This is a genomic window from Streptomyces finlayi (genome assembly GCF_014216315.1).
In the GTDB taxonomy this organism is placed as follows: Bacteria; Actinomycetota; Actinomycetes; order Streptomycetales; family Streptomycetaceae; genus Streptomyces; species Streptomyces finlayi_A.
The window spans coordinates 6,110,581-6,137,434 of record NZ_CP045702.1 but is presented as its reverse complement, the minus strand read 5'-3'; the positions used below and the strand labels follow the sequence as shown (position 1 = coordinate 6,137,434).

The following is a 26,854-nucleotide window of genomic DNA, read 5'->3' as shown; positions in this document are numbered from 1 at the left end:
CCGCGGGACCCGGTCGTACGCTTGCGGATATGTCGACCCATGCGAAACGTGAACGTCTTCTGTTCGCCGACCTGTTGGAGGCGGCGGGCCCCGATGCGATGACTCTGTGCGACGGCTGGAGGACCCGTGACCTGGCCGCCCATGTGGCGGTGCGCGAGCGCCGTCCGGACGCGGCGGGCGGGGTCCTGCTGGGTGCGCTCAAGAACCGGCTGGAGCGGGTGCAGGCCGAATTCGCGGCGAAGCCGTACGAGGAACTGATCCAGCTCATCCGTACGGGTCCTCCGCGGCTGTCCCCCTTCGCCCTGAAGCAGGTGGACGAGGCGGCCAACACGGTCGAGTTCTACGTCCACGCGGAGGATGTGCGCCGGGCCCAGCCCGACTGGTCGCCGCGCGTGCTGGACCCGGTCTTCGCCGATGTGCTGTGGTCGCGCCTGGAACGGACGGCCCGGCTGATGGGCCGCCGGTCCCCGGTCGGCCTCGTGCTGCGCCGCCCGGACGGCCAGACGGCGGTCGCGCGCAAGGGGTCCCCGGTGGTGACGGTCACCGGAGAGCCGGGTGAACTGCTGATGTTCGTGAGCGGACGCCAGGACACGGCGAAGGTGGGGCTGGAGGGCGACGAGGACACCGTGGCCAGGCTGCAGTTGTCGCAGCTCGGGATGTAGGGGCCGCCCTCCCCGGGGCCCCGGGTGCCCCGTTCCGGGTGGCTCTCAGCGTGGGAGTTCGGCGCGGCGGAGGGCGGTGACGGCCAGTCCCACGACGCCTCCCGCCGCGCAGAGGGCGGCGGAGGCCACGAAGACGGGGCCGGTGCCCCAGAGGGCGACGGCCGCTCCCGTGACGGGGTAGCTGAGGGCTTGGAGGGCACTTCGAACCCGTCCCGGCTGCACACGCCGACCCGAGGACCACCCCAAGCCCGCCCCGGCCGGACGTGCGGGCCGGGGACCGCTTCAAGCCCGCCCCGGCTGCGCATGCCGACCCGAGGGCCACTTCAAGCCCGTCCGGGGATCGGACCCCCGGCGGACCGATCCCCGGGATGCCCGCCCCGCACCGCCCCGCCCCACCTCACGCGCCGAGCAGCCGCCGCGCCGCCAGCGCCAGGGAGACCTCCACCGCGTCGGAAGGACGCGTCAGACACCGCCCCGTCAGCTGCTCGAAGCGCCGCAGACGGTTCAGCACCGTGTTGCGGTGGCAGTACAGCCGCGCCCCGGCCCGCTGCGCCGAACCGTCGGAGTCGAGCCAGGCGGTGAGCGTCTCGATCAGTACGTCGCGGTCCGCCGGGTCGAGGCGGTCGAGCGGCCCCAGTACCCGGTCGGCCAGGGCCTTGCCGAGGCCCGGGGACGAGACGACCAGGGCGGTCGGCAGGTGCTCGTCGAGCAGGACGACACCGCCCGACGAGGGGCAGGACCGCAGCGCGGTCTCGGCGAGCCTGCGGGCGTCACCGAGCGCGGCGAGTCCGTCGACCACGGAGCTGATGCCGACCCGGGTCCCCGGCGCCGCCCCCAGCTCGGCGGTGAGGGAGGCGAGTTCATCCTGGCCGGGCAGGCCCGTCCCCTCCCCTTCGGCCTGCTGGTCACCGGACACCGCAGCGGCGGGTGACGCGGTCAGTGCCAGGATCGCGAACTCGGCGTCCTGGCCCGGGTGCCACAGCACGTCCGTGCCGGCGGGCAGCCTCAGCGGCTGTTCGTCCGCGCCGTGCGGGGCGCGGCGCGCGGCGGCGACCGCGAGCACGGCGTACCGGCCGTCCACCGGGAGCCCCAGCATCGCCGCGGCGTCGGGCAGGTCCGCGATCCGGGCGGTGCCGTCGAGCAGGGCCGCCGTCATCAGACGCTGCTGGTTCTCGCGCCGCCAGACCAGCCGGCGTTCGGCCTGCCGGTAGGCGTCCGCGACCACGGCGCAGTGCTCGTCGACGAAGTTCCAGACGTCGGCGGCGACGTGGACGAGCAGCCGGATGTCCTCGGGGTGACGGCGCGCGGTCTCGTCGACGAGGTCCTGCCACACCATCGCGCCACCCATGCGGAAGGCGTGCAGCACCGCGTCGAGCGGTACGCCCTGCTTGGCGCGGGCCTCGCCGATCCACCGGGACGTCCGGTGGGCGGCGTCCCGGAACTCGCGGGGCTGGATCAGCGAACCGACGTTGTGCCGCAGCGAGTGGTTCACCTCCTGCCACACCTCGGCCGGTTCGTTCTCGATGGCCGTGCGGTAGGCGGGCTCCTGCTCCCGGAGCGCCTCGACGAGCCGGTCCGTGAGCTCGGGGAGGCTTTCGATGAGCACCCGGGCGGCCCGGTGCAGCGCGGCGACGGCCTCGCGGTCGGCCAGCGAACGGAAGCGGTGCGGCGACGGCGCTACGGGGGGCGGTCCGTGCAGCGCCCTGATCCGTGAACGTACGAGCTGTGGCATGGCGGCCTCCACCGGGACTCGGCCGGTTCGTGGACAGACCGGCTCCGGTGCACCCGGCCCTGCCTTGGGCACGAGCACACCGATGATCCTGACGCCCGCAGAATGACATACCGCCCAGTCGGTACCTAGGGGTCTGCGGAGTTCTTATCATCACGGTCCTGCAACCTCCCGGACACACGCGGCTGCCGCGCACCGGAATGCCGCCCCTTAAGGACGGCCCAGGACCCTGGCGAGCTCGGTGCGGGACCTGATCCCCAGGGTGGCGAAGACGTTGCGCAGATGGTGGTCGACCGTCCGGGGGCTCACCGACAGGCGCACCGCCACCTCCCGGTTGGTGGCGCCCTCCGCGACGTACCGGGCGATCCGCTGCTGCTGCGGAGTGAGCCCGGCGAGCGGTGCCGGACCGATTGCCTCCGGTGCGTCGACCGCCTCCCCGGCCGCACGGAGTTCCCCTGCGGCGCGGGCCGCCCAGGCGCGGGCGGAGCAGCGTTCGAAGGCGACCAGGGCGTCCCGCAGGGGGCCCCGGGCCGCGCGGGTCTGCCTGCGGCGCCGCAGCCACTGCCCGTGGAGGAGCTGCGTGCGGGCGCGTTCGAAGTCGCCGCCCGCCCGGTCGTGGTGGGCCATGGCTTCCTCGTAGCGGGCGGCGGCCTCCTCCGGGGGTGCCAGCAGGGCCCGGCAGCGGGCCAGCTGGGCGGGGACCTGCGGGTCGGTGGTGCGTTCAGACCATGCGGCGAATTCCTCGACGGCCGCCGCGAGACCGTCGGGCCACTCGTCCGCGCGGCCGGAGAGCACCGCTGCCTCGATGTAGCACGGTATGGCGAGCAGCCGGGTGGCGAAGTGGCCGCGCCGGGGCCCGGGGCCGACCAGCGGCGCGAGCCTGGCCGCCGCCTCGCCCGGACGTCCGGCCGCCAGGTCGGCGCGGGCGACGGCCCAGGTCGCGAGCGTCGCCGCCTGGGCGAGGCCGTGCGGCCCCGCACCGGCCAGCGCGGCGTCGCAGTGGGCGGCGCACGCCTCGGCAGGACCCTCCACCGAGGCGGCGAGCGCCAGGACGGCGTGCAGATGGGCGGAGGAGTTGGGCTGCCCGGTACGGCGGGCCGCGTGCAGCCCCTCCAGGGCGTGCGCGCGGGCCCTCGCGTGCCGGCCGGCCCGCAGTTCGGCGTAGGCGAGATGCTCCAGCACCTGCGGCAGCAGCGCCTCGGGCCCGCGGGTGCGCACGGCGGCGAGCGTGCGGGCACCGGCCCGGCAGGCGTCCTCGACGTCCCCGAGCACCAGCGCGCAGACCCCGGCCCGCAGCAGGGCCGCCGGGTCCTCGGCGCCCTCGGCGGGGTCGAGGCAGCCTCGCAGCAGCGCATGGCCCTCGCCGGTGCGCCCGTCGAGCATGGCGCACATCCCGGCGCGGTACCGCTCCACGCCCACGTCGTGCGCGTAGTCGGGGATGCGGTTCATGGCGTCCAGATAGGCCAGGGCGTCCCCCATCGCCCAGGCCGCCTCGGCCGCGCCGAGCAGGGCGTCGAGGGTGCGGCGCGGATCGTGCGCGGCGAGCAGGGCGGCTGCGGCGATCAGTGCTTCCCTGGCGTCGGCGGCCGGTCCGTCGCGCAGGGCGAGCATCCCGCGTACGTAGGCGGCGAGGCCGCCGGCCGTCGGGGTGCCGCTCCCCCGGACCGTGCCGTACGAGGAGGGGCCGCCGGTCACCGGGTGCGGTCCGGTGCGGGCCAGCAGGGCGCGGGAGCGGGCCGCGTCGCCCGCCAGCCGGGCGTGCTCCGCCGCGGCGGCGAACCGTGCGGCGCGCAGGGTGCCGTCGGTGGAGAGCGCGGCGGACCGGGCGAGCGCCGCGGACCGTTCGGCGTGCGGGCGGGGTGCGACGGCGGCGGCCGCCAGTTGTCCGGCGAGCGCCGCGTCGGGTCCTGGCGCGGCGCAGGCCCGCTGGACGAGCGGGGGCAGCGGCGGTGCGCACGGACCGGACAGGAGGGTGGCGAGCAGTTCGTGGACGGCCCTGCGCCTGGCCGGGGACGCCCGGTGCAGAACGGCGCGGCGCAGCAGCGGGTGGCTGAAGTGCAGGCGGCTGCCCGCACGTTGGAGGATGCCCGTGATCCCGGTGGAGCCGAGGAGTACGTGGTCCAGGAAGCCGGAGGCGAGTCCGGCCCCGGCACCGGCCCGCAGCAGCAGCGCGGCGTCCGCCCCCGCCCCTTCGGGTTCGTGTTCCTCGGCCGCGGCGGCCAGGAGAAGGAGGGTCCGGGTCTCCGGGGCGAGGGCGTCGAGGTGGGCCGCGTGGGAGTCGAGCACGCTCTCGCCGCCGGGCAGCGGATAGGGCAGTGCGGTGCGCCCGGCCAGCTGGTCGGGGGTGAGGCGGCACGCGAGTCCGGCGAGCATCCGCGGGTTCCCTGCGGCTTCCCGCAGCAGTTCGCTCCGTACGACGGGGTCGACACCCCCGGCTCCTTCGGTGAGCCGCTCCAGCAGGGCGGCCGACGCGTCGTCGTCGAGCGGGCCGAGCCGGAGCGCGGGCAGTCCCGCGAAACTGGTCTCGTCCTCGGCTCCGAGGACGACGGCGACCCTGCTGCCCTCGCCGAGCCTGCGGGCGGCGAAGCCGAGCGCGGCACGCGAGTCGGGGTCCCAGGCGTGTGCGTCGTCGACGCAGACCAGGAGGGGGCGTTGGGTGCCGAGGCCCCGCAGCAGGCCGAGCAGACCGCCCGGGGTGATTCCGGAGCGCAGCACCCGGTCGGCCTGTGCGGGCAGGACGCCGGGCGCCGAGCAGAGCAGGGCGTGGAGTCCGCTGTAGGGCAGGCGCTGCTCGGCGGGCGCCCCCGTCGCGTACAGCACGGGCCCCTGGTCGCAGGCGCGGTGGGCCTCGGCGGTCCGTCTCAGGAGTGCGGTACGGCCGAGGCCGGGCGGCGCGGTCAGGACGAGCGCACCGCCGTCACCCGCCCGCAGCCTCCCCAGCAGAGTGTCGAGGATGGCGAGTTCACCGCTGCGGCCGTACAGCCGGAGCGGACTGTGCACGGTCGTGGACGAGGTCACGCCGTCACGTTACTTCCGCGTAAACAACCTCGGAAGACGCCCGTCCGGATGCTCCGCCGGGACGGCCGGGTGCAGGGCAGCCTCCCAACGGGAGGCGCCTGCCGCTGTGCGGCCGCACAGCACCGGCCGGGTGGCGGCATACGGAAGGGCCGGGCCGGGACGTACCCGGCCCGGCCCTTCCCGGCGCTCTAGGAGGAGTGCGGGCAGGTACCCCGGTACTCGGCGATCGTCAGGCTCGCCTGCGGCAGCGGGCAGAGGAACTGTTCGTACCGGGTGTCGTTGTCGATGAACCGCTTCAGCCACGAAATGCTGTACTTCGCGATCGTGGTGTTGGAGGAGTTCGGCGTGAAGTGCGAGGCGTTGCGCAGCTCCAGGTACGCCTTGTCGAGCGTGCTGGGCAGTGAGTTGTAGAACGGCTCGGAGTGCGAGCCGACCGAGGCGACGGTGTCACCGTCCGCGCCGACCACCAGGGTGGGTGTCCGCACCTCCGGCCACGTCTTGTCCGTGTTCCAGCCGGTCAGCGGGATCGCCGCCTTCAGCGAGGGACGGTCCTTGGCGGCCTCCAGCGTGCCGCCTCCGCCCATGGAGTGGCCCATCACGCCGAGCCGGGAGCTGTCGATCCGGCTGCGGACCGAACTCCGCTCCGTCAGGTAGTCCAGCGCGGCCAGGAGCTGGTCGCCGCGGCTGGCGGGCTGGTCCATCGTGGAGTTGGTGTCGATGGTGAAGACGACGAAGCCCTGGGAGGCCAGCCGGGGGCCGTACCAGGCCATGCTGGACTGGTAGGCGGTGAAGCCGGGCGCGATGGCGACCGCGCCGAAGGTGCCGTCGGCGGTGGACGTCGGGTAGTAGATGGTGCCGCCGCCGAAGCCGCTCACCAGCGAGGAGACCGAGGTCTCCGAGACGGCGTACGTGCCTCGGCTCGCCTCGATGCTCGACACGGTCGGTGCGGGACCGCGCTGGTAGGGGTTGTCGGCGGCCTGGGCACCGGCGGGGATCAGCGCGGTGAACAGGCCGGCGGTGGCGGCGGCGGTGACCAGCAGGTTCCTGAGAGTGCGGGTGCGGCCCGTGGGCGTCCGGTGCGGACGCGGGGAGGTGCCGCCGGAGTGGAGGAGCTGGTGCACGAGGGGGGTCCTCTCGGTTGTGGCGCAACCACACCGTGCTCGGGGAACCCCGGAAACCTCGCCCAAGGCTTCGGGGTGCACCGCGTGGCTGCCGCCGTTGTTCGTTGGCGGTCGCCACTCTTGCGGTGCACCCCGTGTGCGCACATCGGCGAGATCACCGGTCTTCGCGACCGGGCCCGCCGGCCCCTCGGGGGCCTTCTGCCGTGTGACCGCTCAGCGGACCGGGTGACCGGCTTCCCGCAGAGCGCCCTTGACCTCGGAGATCCGCAGGTCACCGAAGTGGAAGACGGACGCGGCGAGCACCGCGTCGGCGCCCGCCTCGATGGCCGGTGCGAAGTCCGCGAGCCGGCCCGCACCGCCGGAGGCGATGACCGGGACCGTGACGTGCTTGCGTACGGCGGCGATCATCTCGGTGTCGTAGCCGTCCTTCGTGCCGTCGGCGTCCATCGAGTTGAGCAGGATCTCGCCCGCGCCGAGTTCGGCGGCCCGGTGCGCCCACTCGACGGCGTCGATGCCGGTGCCCTTGCGGCCGCCGTGCGTCGTCACCTCGAACGTGCCCGCCGGGGTGCGCCGGGCGTCGACCGAGAGCACGAGCACCTGGCGTCCGAAGCGTTCGGCGATCTCGCGGATCAGCTCGGGCCTGGCGATGGCCGCGGTGTTGACGCCGACCTTGTCGGCCCCGGCGCGCAGCAGCTTGTCGACGTCCTCGGTGGTGCGGACACCGCCGCCGACCGTGAGCGGGATGAAGACCTGCTCGGCGGTGCGGCGCACCACGTCGTACGTGGTCTCCCGGTCGCCGCTGGACGCGGTGATGTCGAGGAAGGTCAGCTCGTCGGCGCCCTCGGCGTCGTACAGCTTCGCCATCTCGACGGGGTCCCCGGCGTCGCGCAGGTTCTGGAAGTTGACGCCCTTGACGACCCGGCCGTTGTCCACGTCCAGGCAGGGAATGACTCGGACCGCGAGGCTCACTTCGTACCGTCCCTGAATGCTTCGACCTCGACCTCGACGACCAGGCTCGGCTCGACGAATCCGGACACGATGATCATCGACGCGACGGGCCGGATGTCGTCGAACAGTTCCTTGTGGGCGCGGCCCACCTCGTCCACGTCCCGGGCGTGCGTGATGTACATCCGGGTACGTACGACGTCCTCGCGGCCGAGGCCGAGCTCCTTCAGTGCCTCGAAGGCGACGTCGAAGGAGGTCCTGGTCTGCTCGTACGGACTGCCCGCCGAGATCTCGCCCTTGACCACCGACGTGCAGCCGGAGACCAGGACCAGTCCGCTGGGCAGTTCCACCGCGCGGGAGTAGCCGAACCTCTCCTCCCAGGGGGCGCCGGTGGAGAGGCGGCGTACGGAGTCCGTCATACGGAGACCGCCTTGAGCGCCTCTTCCAGGGTGAACGCCTCGGCGTACAGCGCCTTGCCGACGATCGCACCCTCGACGCCGTCCGCGACGAGCGAGGAGATCGCCCGCAGGTCGTCCAGTGAGGACACTCCGCCGGAGGCGACGACGGGCTTGTCGGTGGCGGCGCAGACGTTCTTGAGGAGTTCCAGGTTGGGGCCCTGGAGCGTGCCGTCCTTGGCGATGTCGGTGACGACGTAGCGGGCACAGCCCTCGGAGTCGAGGCGGGCGAGCGTCTCGTAGAGGTCTCCGCCGTCGCGGGTCCAGCCGCGGCCGCGCAGGGTGGTGCCGCGGACGTCGAGGCCGACGGCGATCTTGTCGCCGTGCTCGGCGATCACCTTGGCGACCCACTCCGGGGTCTCCAGGGCCGCGGTGCCGAGGTTGACACGGGTGCAGCCGGTGGCGAGGGCCGCGGCGAGCGAGGCGTCGTCGCGGATGCCGCCGGAGAGCTCCACCTTGATGTCCATGGAGCGGGCGACCTCGGCGATCTGCGCCCGGTTGTCACCGGTGCCGAAGGCGGCGTCCAGGTCGACGAGGTGCAGCCACTCGGCGCCCGCCCGCTGCCACGTGAGGGCGGCCTGCAGGGGGTCGCCGTACGAGGTCTCGGAGCCGGACTCGCCGTGGACGAGGCGGACGGCCTGGCCGTCGCGGACATCGACGGCGGGGAGCAGTTCAAGCTTCGGCATTACAGCGTCTCGATCCAGTTGGTCAGCAGCTGGGCGCCGGCATCGCCGGACTTCTCGGGGTGGAACTGGGTGGCCCACAGCGCGCCGTTCTCCACGGCCGCCACGAAGCGCTCGCCGTGCGTGGACCAGGTGACCCTGGGCGCACGGATCTTGGCGTTGGTGACTTCGAGGGACCAGTCGTGCGCCGCGTAGGAGTGCACGAAGTAGTACCGGGCCTCCGCGTCCATACCGGCGAAGAGCTGGGAGTCCTCGGGGGCCTGGACGGTGTTCCAGCCCATGTGCGGGACGACGTCGGCCTTCAGCGGGCCGACGGTACCGGGCCACTCGTCCAGCCCTTCGGTCTCCACTCCATGCTCGATGCCGCGCTCGAACAGGATCTGCATGCCGACGCAGATGCCCATGACGGGGCGTCCGCCGGCCAGCCTGCGGCCGATGACCCATTCGCCGCGGGCCTTCTTGAGGCCTTCCATGCAGGCGGAGAACGCTCCGACACCGGGCACCAGCAGCCCGTCGGCGTTCATCGCCGTGTCGAAGTCCCGGGTGATCTCGACGTCCGCGCCGACGTGGGCGAGAGCCCGCTCGGCGGAACGTACGTTGCCGAAGCCGTAGTCGAAGACGACGACCTTCTTCTTGTCACTCACAGACGTCCCTCAGTCCCAGAGTCCCTGAATCCGCAGAATGCCCGCCACCAGGCACATCACGGAGCCGATCCCGAGCAGTACGACGAGGCCCTTGGGCATGTCCTGCTTCGAGAAGGAGTAGACGCCGCCGGCCAGGAAGAGGCCGACGACGATCAGAATCGTATTGAGCCCGGTCACAGCGCGCCCTTCGTGGAGGGAAGGATTCCGGCTGCGCGCGGGTCCCGCTCGGAGGCGTACCGCAGGGCGCGGGCGAGCGCCTTGAACTGGCACTCCACGATGTGGTGGGCGTTGCGCCCGTACGGCACGTGGACGTGCAGGGCGATCTGCGCCTGCGCGACGAAGGACTCCAGGATGTGCCGGGTCATCGTCGTGTCGTACTCGCCGATCATCGGCGCCATCTTCTCGGGCTCGGTGTGCACCAGGTACGGGCGGCCGGAGAGGTCGACGGTGACCTGGGCGAGCGACTCGTCCAGCGGGACGGTGCAGTTGCCGAAGCGGTAGATGCCGACCTTGTCGCCGAGTGCCTGCTTGAAGGCGCCACCGAGCGCGAGGGCGGTGTCCTCGATCGTGTGGTGCGAGTCGATGTGCAGGTCGCCGTCGGTCTTGACCGTGAGGTCGAAGAGCCCGTGGCGGCCGAGCTGGTCGAGCATGTGGTCGTAGAAGCCGACCCCCGTCGACACATCGACTTTTCCGGTGCCGTCGAGGTTGATCTCGACGAGCACGGACGTTTCCTTCGTGGTGCGTTCCACGCGGCCTACGCGGGGGTTCATGCCTCGTGCTCCTTCTTGGCGTTCTCAGTGACAAGCGTGCGCGCCGCATCGAGGAACGCGTCGTTCTCGGCCGGGGTCCCCGCGGAGACCCGCAGCCATCCCGGTACCCCGTTGTCCCGGACCAGGACGCCCTGGTCGAGGATCCGCCGCCAGGCGGTGCGACTGTCCGCGAAGCGGCCGAACTGGACGAAGTTGGCGTCCGAGTCGGTCACGTCGAAGCCGAGAGCGCGCAGCTCGTCGACGATCCGGTCGCGCTCGCCCTTGAGCTGAGCGACGTACCCCAGCAGCGTATCGGTGTGTTCCAGGGCGGCGAGCGCCGTGGCCTGCGTGATGGAGGACAGGTGGTACGGCAGCCGCACCAGCTGTACGGCGTCGACGACGGCCGGGTCGGCGGCGAGATAGCCGAGGCGCAGTCCGGCGGCGCCGAACGCCTTGGACATCGTGCGCGAGAGCACCAGGTGCCGGCGGCCCTCGATCAGCGGGAGCAGCGAGGGGTGGTGGCTGAACTCGCCGTACGCCTCGTCGACGACGACCATCGAGGGCTTGGCCGCCTGTGCCGCGTCGTACAGCGCGAGGACGGTCTCGGCGTCGACCGCGGTGCCGGTGGGGTTGTTGGGCGAGGTGATGAACACGACGTCCGGCCGCTGCTCGGCGATGGCCTTGCGGGCCGCCGGGACGTCGATGGTGAAGTCCTCGTTGCGGGGGCCGGAGATCCACCCGGTGCCGGTGCCGCGCGCGATGAGGGCGTGCATCGAGTACGAGGGTTCGAAGCCGATCGCCGTGCGCCCCGGCCCGCCGAAGGTCTGGAGCAGCTGCTGGAGCACTTCGTTGGAGCCGTTGGCCGCCCAGACGTTGGCGAGGCCGACCTCGTGCCCGGCGGTGCGGGTGAGGTAGCCGGCGAGTTCGGTACGGAGCTCGACGGCGTCGCGGTCGGGGTAGCGGTTGAGGTCGCGGGCGGCCTCGCGGACCCGCTCGGCGATCCGGTCGACCAGTTCCTCGGGGAGCGGGTAGGGGTTCTCGTTGGTGTTGAGGCGTACGGGTACGTCGAGCTGCGGGGCCCCGTAGGGGGACTGGCCGCGGAGCTCCTCGCGGAGGGGGAGCGTGTCCCAGGGGTTGGGGGTGGTGCTGCCGTTCGTCACGCCTGCGGAACCTTCCAGCCGAACCGTGCCTTGAGTGCGGCGCCGTGCGCCGGGAGGTCCTCCGCCTCGGCGAGGGTCACGACGTGGTGCGTGACCTCGGCGAGTGCGTCGCGGGTGTAGTCGACGATGTGGATGCCGCGCAGGAAGGACTGCACGGAGAGGCCCGAGGAGTGGCAGGCGCAGCCGCCGGTGGGCAGGACGTGGTTGGAGCCGGCGCAGTAGTCGCCGAGGGAGACCGGCGACCAGGGGCCGACGAAGACCGCGCCGGCGTTGCGGACGCGGTCCGCCACGGCTGCGGCGTCCGCGGTCTGGATCTCCAGGTGCTCGGCGGCGTACGCGTCGACGACCTTGAGGCCGTCCTCCAGGTCGTTGACCAGGACGATCGCGGACTGACGGCCGGCCAGGGCGGGCGCGATCCGGTCGGCGACGTGCTTGCTCGCGGCGACCTGCGTCTTCAGCTCGGCCTCGGTGGCGGCGGCCAGGTCCTCGGAGTCCGTCACGAGGACCGCGGCGGCCATCGGGTCGTGCTCGGCCTGGCTGATCAGGTCGGCGGCGACGTGCGCCGGGTCGGCGGTCGCGTCGGCGAGGATCGCGATCTCGGTAGGGCCGGCTTCGGCGTCGATGCCGATGCGCCCCTTGAGGAGGCGCTTGGCGGCGGCGACGTAGATGTTGCCGGGGCCGGTGACCAGGTTCACAGGGAGACAGTCGGCCGTCCCGTACGCGAACATCGCGACGGCCTGGGCGCCGCCCGCCGCGTACACCTCGTCGACGCCCAGCAGGGCGCAGGCGGCGAGGATGGTGGGGTGCGGCAGTCCGCCGAACTCCTTCTGCGGCGGCGAGGAGACGGCGATGCCTTCGACGCCCGCCTCCTGGGCCGGTACGACGTTCATGACGACGGACGAGGGGTAGACGGAGCGGCCGCCCGGTACGTAGAGCCCCACGCGGTCGACGGGCACCCACTTCTCGGTGACAGTGCCGCCCGGGACGACCTGGGTGGTGTGTGTGGTGCGGCGCTGTGAGCGGTGGACGAGCCGGGCGCGGCGGATCGACTCCTCCAGCGCGGCCCGTACGGCCGGGTCGAGCTGTTCGAGGGCCTCGGTGAGGGCCTCGGCCGGGACCCGGATCGAGTCGCTGCGCACGCCGTCGAATTTCTCCCCCCACTCGATCACTGCCGCGGAGCCACGATGGCGCACGTCCTCACAGATGGGCCGCACCGTTTCCAGGGCGGCTTCCACGTCGAACTCGGCACGGGGCAGCAGGTCGCGCAGGTCGCCGCCCTCGGGGAGGGCGTTGCCGCGCAGATCGATTCGAGAAATCACACACCAATTCTCGCAGACCGTTTCCGGCGCCCGGACGTCCGTATCACTGGCTGATACATGCCCCGGTTGTCACTGCTGACTATTAGCGTTCACGCCGTTACACACGGGGAAGAACACACGTACGGCATCTGCACAGAGGGGACGGCAGTGACCGAGCCGCAGGATGGCGAAATCCCGGACGGCCTCAGCGCAGCGGAGCTGGGTATGTGGCAGTCCTTCCGGAACGGCACCACCTACGATCTGCGCACCCGTGACCCGGTGCGCGACGATCCGTTCGCGGCGCACATCTGGGGACCCGAGCGGAGTGTCGGTGCCCGGACGGTGGCCAGGCTGCTGCTGAGCGGGCCGGAGGCACGCCCCGGACGGGTGGCGGCACTGAAGCTCCGGGGCGTGCGGATCACGGGGCGGCTCGATCTGGCGGGCGGGCGTGTCTCTCCGTACGTGGAGCTGACGGGCTGCCGTTTCGAGCAGGAGGTGGTGCTGCCCGAGTGCCGCTTCACGACGCTGCGGATGGTCGGCTGCGCGATTCCGCGTCTCGAGGCGGCCCGGCTGCACACCGAGGGCGATCTGCATCTGCCCCGCTGCCGGATCGAGCGCGGCATCCGGCTCACGGACGCCCAGATCGGTACGGACCTGCTGATCAACCAGATCAGCGTCGGCCCCGACCGACAGGGCCGCGCGCTGACCGCCGACGGTCTCGCGGTGGCGCAGGACCTCCAGGCCGAGATGATCGAGACGCGCGGGGAACTGAGTCTGCGCGGCGCGAAGGTGGGCGGTTCGCTGAGCCTGCGCGGCAGCAGGCTGCGGGGCACGGAGGGGCGGCGGGCGCTGAACGCCCCGCAGCTGACCGTCGAGCGCACGCTCTACATGACCGAGGCCTGGGTCAGCGTCGACACGGGGAACCAGGGCACCACTCCCCCGTACGGCATCGCCCTGTCCTCGGGCACTCCGGCGCGCGGCACCCGCTCCCAGGTCTTCGAGTGCCGGGGCGGCGTGCGGCTGGACGACGGCAGGTTCGGCGACGCGGTGGACCTGCACAAGGCACGGTTCGTGCTGGCCCGGCACGAGGAGCTCTCGCTGCGCAGGATCGCCACGCCCGAGCTGCGCTTCAACGCGGAGCGCCCGGAGGAGGGCCGGGTGGTCCTGAACGGCGCGAAGGTCGTCACGCTGATCGACGTGTCGACCAGCTGGCCGGGCCCGGGCGGTCTGGCGATGGGCGGATTCGTTTACGAGAACCTCGTCCCGTACGGGCATTTCCCGCTCTCCCGGCGGCTGGAGTGGGTGCTCGCGGCGACCCCGGAGTACGTGCCCGAGCCGTACGAGCGGCTCGCCTCCGTCCTGCGCAGCTGCGGCGAGGACTCGGACGCCCGCGAGGTGCTGCTCGCCAAGCAGCGGCGGCGCCGGGAGACGCTGCCACCCGCCGCCAGGCTGTGGGGCTACCTCCAGGACTGGACAGTGGCGTACGGCTACCGGCCGGGGCGGGCGGCGGTGTGGATGGCGGTGCTGTGGGCGGCGGGCACGGTGGCGTTCTCCCGGTACGACCCCGCGGCGATCAAGCAGGAGGAGCACCCGGAGTGGAACGCCGCCCTGTACGCGCTCGATCTGCTGGTGCCGGTGATCAACCTCGGACAGGACGGCTACTGGCGGCTGGAGGGCGGCTGGCAGTGGGTCGGAGCGGCACTCGTCCTGCTGGGCTGGATACTGGCCACGACCGTCGCGGCGGGCGCCTCCCGGCTGCTGCGCCGGGGCTGATCCGGAGACCCCGTCGAATTCCTCAACAGCCCGTGAGACAGGGGCAGTACGCGTCCGGCGCCTGAGGGGCGAGATATGACCAGCAGGGCGGATTCAAGCCAGAATCCGGCATTTCCTTTGCCCTGTCTTGACCTGGGCCAGGGCAACCCTCCCACTCGGCACAGAAGCTTCACCTCGCCCCACTGGCGCGCCTTTCACCAGCGCTTTTCAATGGTCTGCACCATGCCATTCCTTCGCGCTCTGCTCAGCACCACGCGCATGATCCGGCACAGCACCGAGCTGTCCGCCGGACTGCCCGTGGACGACGCGGTGCTGCTCGACGCCCCCGACGAGCGGCTGTCACCGGCTCTGGTGGCCGCGGCCCTCGGCGGCTACGGACCCGCCGCCGAACTGCTCGCCGTCACCCGGGAGGGCGCCGAGTGGGAGACCCGCGACCGCTTCCTCACCCGGCTGGTCACGTTCGCGCACAGCCGCGACGGCTGGCTCGCCGACTGGCTGTCCGCCGCTCCGCGCGACCCGGACGCCCTGCTCGTCAAGGCGGGGCTGGCCGTCCGGCGGGCCTGGGAGTCGCCCGCCCGGGCCGAACGGCTGCGTGAGGTGGGCCCGCTCATCTCGGCGGCCGCCGAGGCCCAGCCGGGCGACCCCGTGCCCTGGCGGCTCGCCCTGGACCACGCCCGCGGTACGCACGCCACGCACACCGTGTTCGAGGCCCTGTGGGAGCAGGCCATACGGCGTTCCCCGCACCACTACGGCTGCCATGTCGCGGCGCTCCAGTACCTCTCCGCCGCCTGGTACGGCTCGCACCGCGAGTGCTTCGACTTCGCCGAGCAGGCGGCCCAGGACGCGCTGCCCGACTCACTGGTGCAGGCGTTGCCCGTACGGGCGGCCTTCGCCCTGCTGCTCGACGCCCAGCTCGACCACCGGCCCGGCCCGGTGCAGGTGGAGCGGATCGACGCGGCAGCCGATCTCGCGATCAGGCTCTCCGCCGCGTACCGGCCCGGCGACCTCTGGCCGGCCGAGACGCGCAACCTCCTGGCGTACGTGCTCGTGGTGCGCGGGCGGTGGGACGAGGCCCTGGAACAGTTCCGGCTGATCGGACCGTACGCGACCTCGTTCCCGTGGTCCTCGGTGTCCGACGATCCGCTCGGTCAGTTCCTCGACGCGAGGGACGGCGCACGGCTCCAGGTCGCCTCCGTGACCCCCTTACGTAACCGGGAAGGCCGCAGCCGGGCGCGCGGCCATTACGCTTGACCTTTGTGACCACGGCTCGCCTCCCCCTCTTCCCGCTCAACGCGGTGCTGTTTCCCGGCCTCGTGCTGCCGCTCAACGTCTTCGAGGAGCGTTATCGCGCCATGATGCGCGCGCTGCTGCAGACCGACGAGGACGACGCGCGCCGCTTCGTCGTGGTCGCGATCCGCGACGGCCGCGAAGTCGCGCCGACGGCCACCGGGATGCCGGACAGCCTCGCCGAGGCCGTCCCCGTCGACCGCGCGCCCGCCGACGGCTTCGGACCCGACCCGATCCAGTCCTTCCACCGGGTCGGCTGCGTCGCGGACGCCGCGAAGATCCGTGAGCGCGCGGACGGGAGCTTCGAGATCCTGGCCACCGGCACGGTCCGGGTCAAGCTGCTGTCCGTCGACGCGAGCGGCCCTTATCTGACAGCCGAGGTCGAGGAACTGACCGAGGAGCCGGGCGACGAGGAGAGTGGCGGGACGAGCGGGGCCGAGGAGGCCGGCGCGCTCGCCGAGGGTGTCCTGCGGGCCTTCCGCGGCTACCAGAAGCGGCTCGCGGGAGCCAGCGAGCGCTCCCTGACCACCGGAGCGGACCTGCCCGACGACCCGTCGGTGGTCTCGTATTTGGTGGCCGCCGCCGCGGTACTCGACATCCCGTCGAAGCAGCGCCTGCTCCAGGCCCCGGACACCGCGACCCGGCTGCGCGAGGAACTGACCCTCCTGCGGAGGGAGACCGCGGTCATCCGACATCTGCCGTCGCTGCCCGCGGTGGAACTGACCCGGGCCCCCACGCACCCCAACTGACCCGAGGACCCTGCCCCGTGGCGAAGAAGCCGAAGAAGCAGCAGGGCGGCACCCCGGCCACGGTCGCCCTGACCGAGGCCGGCACCGCCTTCACCGTCCACGCCTACGAGCACGATCCGTCGTCCCCGTCCTACGGCGAGGAGGCGGCACGGGTCCTGGGCGTCTCCCCGGACCGCGTGTTCAAGACCCTGGTGGCCGACGTGGACGGCGAACTGACCGTAGCGGTCGTCCCGGTGGCCGGCTCCCTGGACCTGAAGGCCCTGGCATCCGCGGTCGGCGGCAAACGGGCCACGATGGCGGACCCGGCGGCGGCGGAGCGCACCACGGGCTACGTACGAGGCGGAATCTCCCCCCTCGGCCAACGCAAGCCCCTGCGCACAGTCCTCGACACCTCGGCCGAGTCCCACCCGACCATCTGCGTCTCGGCGGGCCGCAGGGGCCTGGAGGTAGAACTGGCGGCCAAGGACCTGGCAACACTGACAGAAGCGGTGTTCGCCCCGATCGGCCGCGCATGACCGCATACAGGCAGGGCTGCCCGCCCGGCGCTCGAAGGCAGCCCTTCCGCCCGTCCGAGCCACCCAACCCAGCCCGCCCGGCGCTCGAAGGCAACCCTTCCGCCCGTCCGAGCCACCCAACCCAGCCCGCCCGGCGCTCGAAGGCAACCCTTCCGCCCGTCCGAGCCACCCAACCCAGCCCGCCCGGCGTTTGAGGGCAACCCTTCCGCCCGTCCGGCGTTTGAGGAGCGGGGTCCGGGGCCGAGCCCCGGTTGCGGGAAGGGGCGGGTAGGGGAACAGCCCGCCGCAGGCGCCCCCGCCCCCTCATGCCCGCCCTACGGCCGCACCGACTCCCCGCCCCCAGGGCCGGAACCACCCGGACCCCCCGGCCCAGGACCCGGCCCAGGACCCCACCCGTCCCCCGGCCCCCACTCCGGCTCAGGATCCCGCGGAGCGAACAGCGCCGTCAGCCCCAGATGCACAAGCATCGCGACCACGGGCCACGCCAGCACCACCCCCGGCGCATGCAGCTCCAGCGGCGCGTCGAAGGTGACTCCCTTGCCTGCCTCCCGCGCCCGCGCGACCACATCCGACGAGGGACCGAACCAGACACCGATCCCCCACGCCAGCAGCGACCCGAGCAGACCGCCGAGCGCCAGGCCCGCCACCAGCAGGATGCCCCCGCGGCGCCGGTACAGAAACACCGCGACCGCGGCCACGGTCCCGAACCCGAGAGCCAGCAGCACGAACGTTCCGTCAGCCGCCACCGCCTCCTCGCCCTCGCTGTCCTTGAGGAAGACCGCCGTGTCGTCGGAGATCAGCGGCACCCTGGGAGCCAGCCACAGCCACAGCAGCCCGAGCACCGCACCCGCAGCCGTGAGCAGGGCGGTGATCACGAGAGCCTGCCGCAGCTCCGTCGCCACTTCCTGGCCGTACAACGGCCTGCGGCCGGGCGCCGGCGAGGCCCCCGACGGCGGCGACTGCCAAGGATCGTTGGACGAAGGCTGGTGCGGCGGCGTCAGAGGTGCGGTCACCGTGCCATCGTGCCAGGTGACCCTGTGCCGCGCCTCACCGGACCGGCTCCCCGGGCCGCCCCCGACCCGCTACCGGACAGCTATCCGGCCGCTACCGGACCGCTGCCCGCCGGTACGCCCACGTGGCCACCGCCAGCGACAGCACGCCCACCACCGCACACACCGCGAGGTCCAGAGCGATGACCGGCCAGTCCGGACGCGTGTCGAAGGAGCGCGCGAGCGCCTCCACCCCGTACGTCGAAGGCAGCAGGTCACGCGCCCACCCGACCGGCTGCGGCAGCCGGTCGGCCGGCAGGACACCGAGCAGCAACGCGGCGGACATCCCCAGCTGCCCGAGCAGCGTCGCGAGTTCCTGACGCGGTGCCAGCAGGCCCAGCGCCGCCCCGAGACCGGCCAGCGCCGCCCCGGCGAGCGGCACCACGGCGACCAGTACCCACAGATGGGTCATCGGCAGCTGGAAGAGCACGCTGCCGGTCACGGCCGTGACGATCGTGCCGGGCACGGTGAAGGACGCGTACGCCCCCGCCGCCCCCAGCACCACCGCGGCCGGCGGCACCGGAAGCGTGGCGTAGTGGTCAAGTCCGCCGCTGGCGCGCAGCTGGCCGAAGTACTGGGCGAGCAGGTTCAGCGCGACGAAGGCCACGACCAGCACGCTGGACCCGGCGACGACGGCCCGCGCCTCGGACCCCCCGTCGACGACCCCGCGCATCAGGACCATGATCCCGATGGACTGGAAGGTCGCCACGAACAGCAGCGGAATCCGGGCGACCCGGGCCCGCGAGAGCTGCGCCCGGTACACGGCGGCGAGCGCGGGCAGCAGCCTCGCCCGCGGGGCCAGCGGCGCAGGCGCAGCGGGGCCACCGAGCGGACCGGCAGGACCGGCCGCGGACCGGGACTGTCCGGACACCGCCCCCACGTCCGCTCCCGTCCCCGCTCCCGTCCCCGGACCCGTCGCCGCCTCCGTGCGAACGATGCTCGTCACCTGGCGCTGCTCCCCTTCGATACGCAAGATCCGTGAGATGCCCGGGATCCGTGCACGTTCACGCTTTCACCAGTCCCTCGGTCGCCCTGGCCGCGTCCCCGCCGAGCGCCAGATAGACGTCCTCCAGGCTCGGCGTGGCCAGCGTGAAGTCGTCGAGCGCGGCAAACGCCGCCCCGCCGGTCACCGCGGCCACAGCGGCCCGCGCCTCGTCGGGCGCCAGCCGCAGCACCCAGCGCCGCCCGGACTCCGTGGCGGAACCGCGCAGGGCCGCCACCTCGGGTACGTCCATGGGGGCACGCTCGCGCCAGACCAGCTCGACGCGGACCTCTCCCGCCACCTCCTCCTTGAGCCCGTGAGGGGTGTCGCAGGCGATGACCTTGCCCCGCTCCATCACGGCGACCCGGTCGAGTACCGTCTCGGCCTCGATCACGTTGTGGGTGACGAGCAGCACCGTGGCGCCCCGCTCGGCCCGGCGCCGGTCGACGGCGGCCCAGACGGCCCGCCGGGCGACCGGGTCCATACCCGTCGTGGGTTCGTCCAGGACGAGGACGGGGCGCTCCCCGACCAGCGTCGCGGCGAAGCAGGCGAGCCGTCGCTGACCGCCGGACAGCTTCTTCAAGGGGCGCCCGGCAAGTTCGGTGAGTCCCAGCTCTTCGAGGACGGCGTCGCGGGCGGCGCGCGCCTCGCGCACCGGGAGTCCGCGCAGCCGCCCGGTCGTCTCGGCGGCGAGGGAGACGGTCAGCTCGTCGAGTGCGGTGGACTCCTGCCCGAGGTACCCGATCAGCCGGGAGGCCCGCTCGGGGTGACGCACGAGATCGTGCCCCAGCACCTCCACGCTGCCGGAGTCGGGCCGCATGAGTCCGGTGAGCTGGCGCACCAGCGTGGACTTGCCCGCGCCGTTGGGGCCGAGCAGACCGAAGATCTCGCCCTGCCGGACATCGAGGCTGATCCCGTCGGTGGCGCGCACCTCAGATGTGGCCGCCGCCCCGCGGCGGCCGCGGACGGCGGGATAGGTCTTGACCAGATCACGCACCGCGCACACGGTCCCGGTTCCGGTCTGCGCCTGTGCTGTGCCCGTACTCACGAGGTACGAGGGTACGGGGTCGGATGCCCCGGATTGCGCCCGGGGTCACACCGGCCGGACCACGGCAGCCTCCCGCACAGCGGTGCGCACCCCGGCCGGGCTCCACTTCCGTGGCGCCCAATCACCCGCCCGGCCGCTGCTCCGCGACCGGCGCCTGCTCCGCGGCGGCCCTTACGTCGATCTCCCGCCAGAAGCCCGCCCGGATCGCATAGCGGTCGTGTTCGTCGATCTGGTCGTCCTTGTGCGCGAGCAGACCGAACCGCGCCGCGTACCGCAGGAGCTCGCCGTCGATCCGGTGCGGGACGCGCGGGTACATGGTCGACAGCTTCTGGAGGTGGACGGTCTCCGGCAGCCGCTCCATCCACCGGCGGGCGAAGACCTGGCCGACCTCGAACGGATCGCCGCCGACGGTCGTGATGTCCTCCTCCCGGTCCGCCCAGCGCTGCTCCGCGCTGGTGAGCTGGGCGAGCGTCGGCAGGGAGGCCGTCTCGGCCGGTTCGCCGAGCGGTCCGCCGCGCTCGACCCAGCCCTTGTCGGACGACCAGCGGAGAGTGGCGTTGGCGGGCGCCGGCGGGGTGGGGTGCTGCGCCGCCTGACTGCCGGGGCCACGCAGGCTCGCCAGGTCCTTCGGGGTGGGCACCCCGCGGTGGCCGGGGCCGGATGGCGTGTCGTCGTCCTGGCCGGCCGGCGCGGAGGTGCCGTCGCGCTCGGCGGCGGCCTGGGCCTCGGCGGCCCGTTCCGCGGAGGCCGCGAGCGCGGCTTCGGGCAGCGGCGCGGAGAGGATCGCGGCGATGTCGGGGCGCGGAACGGGCGGCGGTGCGCAGACACCGCCGATCTCCTTGGCCCGTACGGCCTTGGTGATCCAGACCCGGTCGAGGACCCTCCGCTCGTCGGCCTCCGCTACCAGGTCCTCGGACTGGTTGTAGTCCCCGTCGGCGGCCTGGACGGCCCAGAGATGGACGGCCACCCCGTGTTCCTTCGCCGACATCAGTCCGGGCAGCAGATCGCCGTCGCCGGTCACGAGCACCACGTCGGAGCAGGCGCGGTTCCTGGCGAGCTCGGTGAGCTCGGCGTGCATCGCCGCGTCGACCCCCTTCTGCGCCCAGCGTCCGTCACTGCGGGTGAGAGCGCCCAGCCGGACGGTCACACGGGGCATGACCCGGAGTCTGCGGTGTTCCGGCTGCGGTACGCGGTCGGGGGCGCCGTCGAACCAGTAGATCCGGAGCAGGGGCTGCTGGGTGTCCGCCTCCGCGCGCTCGCGCAGGCCCTGGATCAGGGCCGCGTGGTCGACGGTGATGCGGGAACGGGCGGGCTCCCCGGCCAGCAGACTCGCGGCCGCGCCCAGCAGATAACCGGCGTCCACCAGGACGACGCAACGGTCCACGCGTTCCACCCTCTTCCAGGAATTCGGGAACGGTTCTCGGCGGGCCCGGTCGTGGGGGGTGGGCCTGCTTGCTCAGGGTTTCCCTGGAGTCTGCCCGACCACGCGGCGGTTAACGTCCGGAACTCGATCATCGGCGTGGCGGATCGGGAAAAGGGGGCGGCCCACCCCCCTCACTACGCACGGTAATGATCCAAAATGCGGCGCTTGTGGCGCTATGTGAGTCTGACAACGGTCCTGGCCCCGAGAGTCCCCCTAGGAGGAAGACCATGGCCAAGAACAAGAACCGCAAGCAGGGCAGCCAGCAGGATCGCGCCGCGTCCGCCGCGGAGCGCAGCGCGCAGGACGCGAAGTCCTCGTCCTTCGAGGCACAGAGCGCCCCTCAGTCGCAGCCCCAGGGCAGCCCGGCGGATGTTGCGCGTAAGCACCAGCGGCGCTTCGGCCACAACTGACCGGTCCTTACCCGGTCCGGCCGCAGGCCGAACAGCCGAGAGGGGCGCTCCGCTTTCGCGGGGCGCCCCTCTCGTACGACCGCGGGGGTCTCAGCCGGCCAGGCAGGACGGGCCGAGCAGCACCTTCAGGTCCCCGAACAGCGCGGGGTCCGGCTTCACCCGGTGCCGGTCCAGCCGGAGCACGGTGGTCTTGCGGGGGCCCTGCAGCCTGATCCGTACCTCGGTGTCGCCGCGGTGGCTGCTGAGCACCTCACCGAGGCGGCTGACCATCGGCGGGGTGATCTTGACCGTGGGGATGGTCAGCACGACCGGTGCGTTGGTGCCGGCGGACGAGATGTCGGGGACCTGCATCTCCATGGCGACCAGACGCGGTACGTCCTCGCGCTTGTCGAGACGCCCCTTGACGAAGACGACGGTGTCCTCCACGAGCTGGGTGGAGACCAGCTGGTACGTGGCGGGGAAGAACATGCACTCGATGGAGCCCGCGAGGTCCTCGACGGTGGCGATCGCCCAGGCGTTGCCCTGCTTGGTCATCTTGCGCTGGAGGCCCGAGATGATGCCGCCGATGGTGACGATCGCGCCGTCCGCGTGCTCACCGCCGGTGAGCTGGGAGATCGCGGCGTCCGACTTGTCGGACAGGACGTGCTCGATGCCGAAGAGCGGGTGGTCCGAGACGTACAGGCCGAGCATTTCGCGTTCCTGGGCGAGCAGGTAGGACTTCTCCCACTCGATGTCGGAGAACTCCACGTCGAGCCCGAAGCCGGGCTCGTCGCTCTCCTCCTCGCCCATGCCGCCGAAGAGGTCGAACTGCCCCTCGGCCTCCTTGCGCTTGACCTGGACCACGTTGTCGATCATCGGCTCGTGATGCGCCACGAGACCCTTGCGGGTGTGGCCCATCTCGTCGAAGGCGCCGGCCTTGATCAGGGACTCGACGGTGCGCTTGTTGCAGACGATCGCCTCGACCTTGTCGAGGAAGTCGGGGAAGGAGCTGTACTTCCCCTTCGCCTTGCGGGTCTTGATGATCGAGTCCACGACGTTCTGGCCGACGTTGCGGATGGCGGTCAGGCCGAAGAGGATCACGTCGTCGCCCTGGGCGGCGAAGTTGGACACCGACTCGTTGACGTTGGGCGGCAGCACCTTGATGCCCATGCGCCGGCACTCGTTGAGATAGACCGCGGACTTGTCCTTGTCGTCCTTCACGGACGTGAGGAGCCCCGCCATGTACTCGGCCGGGTAGTTCGCCTTGAGGTACGCCGTCCAGTAGGTGACCAGGCCGTACGCCGAGGAGTGCGCCTTGTTGAAGGCGTACCCGGCGAAGGGCACCAGGACGTCCCACAGCGCCTTGATCGCCGCGTCGGAGAAGCCCTTCTCCTTGGCGCCCGCCTCGAAGAGGACGAAGTTCTTCGCCAGCTCCTCGGGCTTCTTCTTGCCCATCACACGGCGCAGGATGTCGGCTTCGCCAAGCGAGTACCCGGCGACGATCTGGGCGGCCTTCTGCACCTGCTCCTGGTAGACGATCAGGCCGTAGGTGAGGCCGAGGACCTCCTTGAGGGGCTCCTCCAGCTCCGGGTGGATCGGGGTGATCTCCTGGCGGTTGTTCTTCCGCTCGGCGTAGTTCGTGTGCGAGTTCATTCCCATCGGGCCCGGCCGGTACAGGGCCGAGACGGCGGAGATGTCCTCGAAGTTGTCGGGCTGCATCTGGCGCAGCAGGGAACGCATCGGCCCGCCGTCGAACTGGAACACCCCGAGCGTGTCACCGCGGCAGAGCAGTTCGTACGTCCTGGGGTCGTCCAGCGAGAGGGAGAGCAGGTCGAGCTTGATGCCCTTGTTGGCCTCCACCATCTTGACGGCGTCGTCCATGATGGTCAGGTTCCGCAGGCCCAGGAAGTCCATCTTCAGCAGGCCGAGCGACTCGCACTGCGGGTAGTCCCACTGCGTGATGGTGACGCCGTCGGTGTGCCGCACCCAGATCGGGGCGTGGTCGACGATCGGCTCGCTGGACATGATGACGCCCGCGGCGTGCACGCCCATCTGCCGGACCAGTCCCTCGACGCCCTTCGCGGTGTCGATGACCTTGCGGACGTCCGGCTCGTTCTCGTACATCCCCCGGATCTCGCCCGCCTCGCTGTAGCGCGGGTGCTTGGGGTCGGTGATGCCGTTGAGGTCGATGCCCTTGCCGAGGACGTCGGCGGGCATGGCCTTGGTGAGGCGGTCGCCCATGGCGTACGGGTAGCCGAGGACGCGGGCGGAGTCCTTGATCGCGTTCTTGGCCTTGATCTTTCCGTAGGTGCCGATCATGGCGACCTTGTCGGCGCCGTACTTCTCCGTCACGTACCGGATGACCTCGACGCGCCGGCGCTCGTCGAAGTCGATGTCGACGTCGGGCATGGAGACGCGCTCGGGGTTGAGGAACCGCTCGAAGATCAGCCCGTGCTCGATCGGGTCGAGGTCGGTGATGCCCATGGCGTACGACACGATCGAGCCGGCCGCCGAGCCTCGTCCGGGGCCGACCGCGATGCCCTGGTTCTTGGCCCACATGATGAAGTCGGCGACGACGAGGAAGTACCCCGGGAACCCCATCTGGATGATGATGTCCAACTCGTACTCGACCTGCTTCTGCCGGTCCTCGGGGACACCGTTCGGGAAGCGGCGGTTCATGCCGACCCGGACCTCTTCCTGGAACCAGGTGATCTCCGTGTAGCCCTCGGGGATGTCGAACTTCGGCATGAGGTTCTTCGCCTCGAACATGCCGGCGGTGTCGATCTGCTGGGCGACCAGGAGGGTGTTCGCACAGCCCTGCTGCCAGGCGTCGGAGGAGTCGACGCCGTACATCTCCTCGGTCGTCTTGAGGTAGTACCCGGTGCCGTCGAAGCGGAAGCGGTCCGGGTCGGAGAGGTTCTTGCCGGTCTGGATGCAGAGCAGCGCGTCGTGCGCAGTGGCCTCGTTCGCGTACGTGTAGTGCGAGTCGTTCGTCACGAGCGGCGGGATGTCGAGCTTCTTGCCGATCTCCAGCAGGCCGTCGCGGACCCTGCGCTCGATCTCGATCCCGTGGTCCATCAGCTCCAGGAAGTACCTTCCCTCGCCGAAGATGTCCTTGTAGTCCGAGGCCGCCTGGACCGCCTCGTCGAACTGGCCGAGCCGCAGCCGGGTCTGCACCTCACCGGAGGGACACCCGGTGGACGCGATCAGCCCCTCGGACCACTGGGAGATGGTCTCCCTGTCCATGCGGGGCCACTTCTGGAGCCAGCCCTCGGCGTACGCGTCCGAGGACAGCCGGAAGAGGTTGTGCAGCCCGGTGCTGTTCGCCGCCCAGATCGTCTTGTGCGTGTAGCCACCCGAACCGGACACGTCGTCGCGCTTCTGGTGCGGCTGCCCCCACTGGACCTTGCGCTTGTGCTTGCGCGACTCGGGAGCGACGTACGCCTCGATCCCGATGATCGGTGTCACACCCGCCTTCTTCGCCGAATGGAAGAAGTCGTAGGCGCCGTGCAGGTTGCCGTGGTCCGTCATCGCGATGTGCGACATGCCCATCTCGTTGCACGCCTCGAACATGTCCTTGAGCCGCGCGGCACCGTCCAGCAGCGAGTACTGGGTGTGGACGTGAAGGTGCGTGAAGGGCGGCTTGGTCACGGCGCTGGGCCTCCGGGAGAACTGGCGATGATGGTTGGGGGGACAGCGTGGAAGTCTACTTCTCCGCAGTGACAACCGAGGGGCACTCCCGGGTACGGTCGCGCGTTGAAGGGGCGGAGACGCCCGTTCCATTTGTCATGAACACCTTGCACCAGGAGGCACCCAGAGATGTCGGAAACGCAGACCGGCGCAGCGCAGCGCGGGGAGTAGATCCTCGCTGTCTTCGACACCGCCTTCGGTGAGCTGCTGGCCGCGGATCCGGCTGCCTTCCGGGTCAAGTTCCGGAAGATGGCGGGCTCCGCCTTCGCGTTCTACCGGGGCACTGCCTGCCTGTTCTACGAGGACCTGGGGCGCGAGCAGCACGGCGGACCGTATCTGGACGAGCGCACCGGCCGGGTGTGGGTCCACGGCGATCTCCACGCGGAGAACTTCGGCACGTACATGGACGCCAACGGGCGTCTCGTCTTCAATGTGAACGACTTCGACGAGGCGTACGTCGGCCCCTTCACCTGGGACCTCAAGCGCTTCGCCGCCTCCGTCGCCCTGATCGGTTACGCGAAGGCGCTGGGCGACGACCAGATCACCGAGCTGGTCGAGGTCTATGCCGCCGCATACCGGGAGCGCATCCACGCCCTGGCGACGGGCGCGAAGAACGACGAGGTGCCGCCCTTCACGCTGGACACCGCCGAGGGCCCGCTGCTGGGTGCGCTGCGCGACGCCCGTTCCCTGACGCGGTTCTCGCTGCTGGACTCGATGACGGAGATCCGGGACTTCGAACGCCGGTTCGCCGCCGACGGGGGTGCGATCGATCTGGACGCGGCGACCCGGTACAAGGTGCTGGCCGCGTTCGACGGCTATCTGGAGACGCTGCCGGAGTCCAGCCTGACGCGACCCGACTCCTACCGGGTGAAGGACGTGGTGGGGCGGCGCGGCATCGGCATCGGGTCTGCCGGGCTCCCCTCGTACAACATCCTGCTGGAGGGGAACAGCGACGCCCTGGAGAACGATGTCGTGATCTACCTCAAGCAGGCCCAGACTCCGGCGGTCTCGCGGCACATCACCGACGCGGCCGTACGGGACTACTTCCAGCACGAGGGGCACCGCACCGTCATCTCGCAGCGCGCCCTCCAGGCGCACGCCGACCCGTGGCTCGGCTGGACCGAGCTGGACGGCTCGGGACAGCTCGTCGCCGAGGTCTCGCCGTACGCGGTCGACCTGGACTGGTCCGACATCGACGAGCCGGAGGAGATCGCCGCGGTCGTCGCGGACCTCGGCCGGGCGACGGCGACGATGCACTCGGCGGCGGACGACGAGAGCGGGCACTCTCTGGTGCCGTTCTCCACGGAGCGGGCGATCGACGCCGCGATCGCGGCCGACGAGGAGGGCTTCGCCGGACTGCTCGTCGACTTCGCCCACAGTTACGGGGCAAGGGCCCGCGCCGATCACCAGCTCTTCGTGGACCTCTTCCGCAACGGCCGCATCCCCGGTCTGTGAGGGCCCCGGTCCGTAAGGCACCCGGCCTGT

23 protein-coding genes and 1 pseudogene are annotated in these 26,854 nt (G+C 71.7%); 7 read left to right on the top strand and 17 right to left on the bottom strand.

Features of this window, described 5'->3' with window-relative positions:
* Positions 1–29: 29 nt before the first annotated feature.
* Positions 30–662 carry a TIGR03085 family metal-binding protein gene (locus F0344_RS28060; protein ID WP_185301416.1) on the top strand — a complete coding sequence of 211 codons (633 nt, stop codon included), beginning with the start codon at positions 30–32 and terminating at the stop codon, positions 660–662.
* 45 nt (positions 663–707) lie between these two features.
* On the opposite strand, the pseudogene F0344_RS28055 reads toward F0344_RS28060, so the two are convergent.
* The 12 genes and pseudogenes from F0344_RS28055 to hisD all read right to left on the bottom strand — a co-directional run.
* Positions 708–860, bottom strand: a pseudogene (locus F0344_RS28055) (MFS transporter); the annotation flags it as partial.
* Between the two features lie 199 nt (positions 861–1,059).
* Positions 1,060–2,394, bottom strand: a complete 1,335-nt coding sequence (locus tag F0344_RS28050) for a PucR family transcriptional regulator (protein WP_185301415.1) — start codon at positions 2,392–2,394, stop codon at positions 1,060–1,062.
* Positions 2,395–2,601: 207 nt separating this feature from the next.
* Complete coding sequence (locus F0344_RS28045) at positions 2,602–5,391, bottom strand: helix-turn-helix transcriptional regulator (protein ID WP_185302934.1); 2,790 nt, start codon at positions 5,389–5,391, stop codon at positions 2,602–2,604.
* A 206-nt stretch (positions 5,392–5,597) separates the two neighbouring features.
* Positions 5,598–6,530 carry a bis(hydroxyethyl) terephthalate hydrolase gene (bdeA, locus tag F0344_RS28040; RefSeq protein ID WP_185301414.1) on the bottom strand — a complete coding sequence of 311 codons (933 nt, stop codon included), beginning with the start codon at positions 6,528–6,530 and terminating at the stop codon, positions 5,598–5,600.
* A 213-nt stretch (positions 6,531–6,743) separates the two neighbouring features.
* Complete coding sequence (gene hisF / locus F0344_RS28035) at positions 6,744–7,499, bottom strand: imidazole glycerol phosphate synthase subunit HisF (protein ID WP_185301413.1); 756 nt, start codon at positions 7,497–7,499, stop codon at positions 6,744–6,746.
* Positions 7,496–7,894: a RidA family protein gene (locus F0344_RS28030; RefSeq protein WP_185301412.1), complete on the bottom strand. Its 399-nt coding sequence runs from the start codon at positions 7,892–7,894 to the stop codon at positions 7,496–7,498. The genes hisF and F0344_RS28030 overlap by 4 nt, the downstream gene beginning before the upstream one ends.
* On the bottom strand, positions 7,891–8,616 hold the full coding sequence (priA, locus tag F0344_RS28025; protein ID WP_185301411.1) for a bifunctional 1-(5-phosphoribosyl)-5-((5-phosphoribosylamino)methylideneamino)imidazole-4-carboxamide isomerase/phosphoribosylanthranilate isomerase PriA: 726 nt from the start codon (positions 8,614–8,616) through the stop codon (positions 7,891–7,893). Before priA ends, F0344_RS28030 begins: the two co-directional genes overlap by 4 nt.
* Entirely contained in the window at positions 8,616–9,257 is a 642-nt protein-coding gene (hisH, locus tag F0344_RS28020; protein ID WP_185301410.1) for an imidazole glycerol phosphate synthase subunit HisH, read from the bottom strand. Before hisH ends, priA begins: the two co-directional genes overlap by 1 nt.
* 9 nt (positions 9,258–9,266) lie before the next feature.
* Entirely contained in the window at positions 9,267–9,434 is a 168-nt protein-coding gene (locus F0344_RS28015; RefSeq protein ID WP_185301409.1) for a hypothetical protein, read from the bottom strand.
* On the bottom strand, positions 9,431–10,027 hold the full coding sequence (hisB, locus tag F0344_RS28010) for an imidazoleglycerol-phosphate dehydratase HisB (protein ID WP_185301408.1): 597 nt from the start codon (positions 10,025–10,027) through the stop codon (positions 9,431–9,433). Before hisB ends, F0344_RS28015 begins: the two co-directional genes overlap by 4 nt.
* A complete protein-coding gene (locus F0344_RS28005) occupies positions 10,024–11,166 on the bottom strand; it encodes a histidinol-phosphate transaminase (RefSeq protein ID WP_185301407.1) in 1,143 nt (380 codons plus the stop codon). The genes hisB and F0344_RS28005 overlap by 4 nt, the downstream gene beginning before the upstream one ends.
* Entirely contained in the window at positions 11,163–12,485 is a 1,323-nt protein-coding gene (gene hisD / locus F0344_RS28000; RefSeq protein ID WP_185301406.1) for a histidinol dehydrogenase, read from the bottom strand. The genes F0344_RS28005 and hisD overlap by 4 nt, the downstream gene beginning before the upstream one ends.
* Positions 12,486–12,632: 147 nt before the next feature.
* On the opposite strand from hisD, the gene F0344_RS27995 reads away from it, so the two are divergent.
* The 4 genes from F0344_RS27995 (at position 12,633) to ybaK (ending at position 16,788) form a co-directional block, all read left to right on the top strand.
* Positions 12,633–14,237 carry an oxidoreductase gene (locus F0344_RS27995; protein ID WP_185301405.1) on the top strand — a complete coding sequence of 535 codons (1,605 nt, stop codon included), beginning with the start codon at positions 12,633–12,635 and terminating at the stop codon, positions 14,235–14,237.
* A 210-nt stretch (positions 14,238–14,447) separates the two neighbouring features.
* Positions 14,448–15,488: a hypothetical protein gene (locus tag F0344_RS27990; protein WP_185301404.1), complete on the top strand. Its 1,041-nt coding sequence runs from the start codon at positions 14,448–14,450 to the stop codon at positions 15,486–15,488.
* A gap of 5 nt (positions 15,489–15,493) precedes the next feature.
* Complete coding sequence (locus F0344_RS27985) at positions 15,494–16,273, top strand: LON peptidase substrate-binding domain-containing protein (RefSeq protein ID WP_185301403.1); 780 nt, start codon at positions 15,494–15,496, stop codon at positions 16,271–16,273.
* A gap of 17 nt (positions 16,274–16,290) precedes the next feature.
* Entirely contained in the window at positions 16,291–16,788 is a 498-nt protein-coding gene (gene ybaK / locus F0344_RS27980) for a Cys-tRNA(Pro) deacylase (RefSeq protein WP_185301402.1), read from the top strand.
* Between the two features lie 314 nt (positions 16,789–17,102).
* Here ybaK and F0344_RS27975 read toward each other — a convergent pair whose 3' ends face one another.
* The 4 genes from F0344_RS27975 to F0344_RS27960 all read right to left on the bottom strand — a co-directional run bounded on the left by F0344_RS27975 (position 17,103) and on the right by F0344_RS27960 (position 21,260).
* Positions 17,103–17,801, bottom strand: coding sequence for an ABC transporter permease (locus tag F0344_RS27975; RefSeq protein ID WP_258050144.1), 699 nt, complete (start codon positions 17,799–17,801; stop codon positions 17,103–17,105).
* Positions 17,802–17,892: 91 nt separating this feature from the next.
* The gene (locus F0344_RS27970) at positions 17,893–18,708 is read right to left on the bottom strand and encodes an ABC transporter permease (protein WP_374940171.1); all 816 of its coding nucleotides are present in this window, start codon (positions 18,706–18,708) and stop codon (positions 17,893–17,895) included.
* 133 nt (positions 18,709–18,841) lie between these two features.
* Complete coding sequence (locus F0344_RS27965; RefSeq protein WP_185302933.1) at positions 18,842–19,825, bottom strand: ABC transporter ATP-binding protein; 984 nt, start codon at positions 19,823–19,825, stop codon at positions 18,842–18,844.
* Between the two features lie 163 nt (positions 19,826–19,988).
* The gene (locus tag F0344_RS27960) at positions 19,989–21,260 is read right to left on the bottom strand and encodes an NYN domain-containing protein (protein ID WP_185301401.1); all 1,272 of its coding nucleotides are present in this window, start codon (positions 21,258–21,260) and stop codon (positions 19,989–19,991) included.
* Between the two features lie 257 nt (positions 21,261–21,517).
* Between F0344_RS27960 and F0344_RS27955 the strand changes: the two genes are divergently transcribed.
* A complete protein-coding gene (locus F0344_RS27955) occupies positions 21,518–21,700 on the top strand; it encodes a hypothetical protein (protein ID WP_185301400.1) in 183 nt (60 codons plus the stop codon).
* A 90-nt stretch (positions 21,701–21,790) separates the two neighbouring features.
* On the opposite strand, the gene dnaE is transcribed toward F0344_RS27955, so the two are convergent.
* A complete protein-coding gene (gene dnaE / locus F0344_RS27950; RefSeq protein ID WP_185301399.1) occupies positions 21,791–25,330 on the bottom strand; it encodes a DNA polymerase III subunit alpha in 3,540 nt (1,179 codons plus the stop codon).
* Between the two features lie 210 nt (positions 25,331–25,540).
* Here dnaE and F0344_RS27945 point away from each other — a divergent pair, with 210 nt between their 5' ends.
* Positions 25,541–26,824, top strand: coding sequence for a DUF2252 domain-containing protein (locus F0344_RS27945; RefSeq protein ID WP_258050309.1), 1,284 nt, complete (start codon positions 25,541–25,543; stop codon positions 26,822–26,824).
* The last annotated feature ends 30 nt before the right edge of the window (positions 26,825–26,854 follow it).

What these genes read in the sequence shown, in the direction of transcription:
- F0344_RS28060 (WP_185301416.1), top strand. Translation starts at nt 30, where the DNA reads ATGTCGACCCATGCGAAACGTGAACGTCTTCTGTTCGCCGACCTGTTG.
- F0344_RS28050 (WP_185301415.1), bottom strand. Translation starts at nt 2,394, where the DNA reads ATGCCACAGCTCGTACGTTCACGGATCAGGGCGCTGCACGGACCGCCC.
- F0344_RS28030 (WP_185301412.1), bottom strand. Translation starts at nt 7,894, where the DNA reads ATGACGGACTCCGTACGCCGCCTCTCCACCGGCGCCCCCTGGGAGGAG.
- priA (WP_185301411.1), bottom strand. Translation starts at nt 8,616, where the DNA reads ATGCCGAAGCTTGAACTGCTCCCCGCCGTCGATGTCCGCGACGGCCAG.
- hisB (WP_185301408.1), bottom strand. Translation starts at nt 10,027, where the DNA reads ATGAACCCCCGCGTAGGCCGCGTGGAACGCACCACGAAGGAAACGTCC.
- F0344_RS27990 (WP_185301404.1), top strand. Translation starts at nt 14,448, where the DNA reads ATGGTCTGCACCATGCCATTCCTTCGCGCTCTGCTCAGCACCACGCGC.
- F0344_RS27955 (WP_185301400.1), top strand. Translation starts at nt 21,518, where the DNA reads ATGGCCAAGAACAAGAACCGCAAGCAGGGCAGCCAGCAGGATCGCGCC.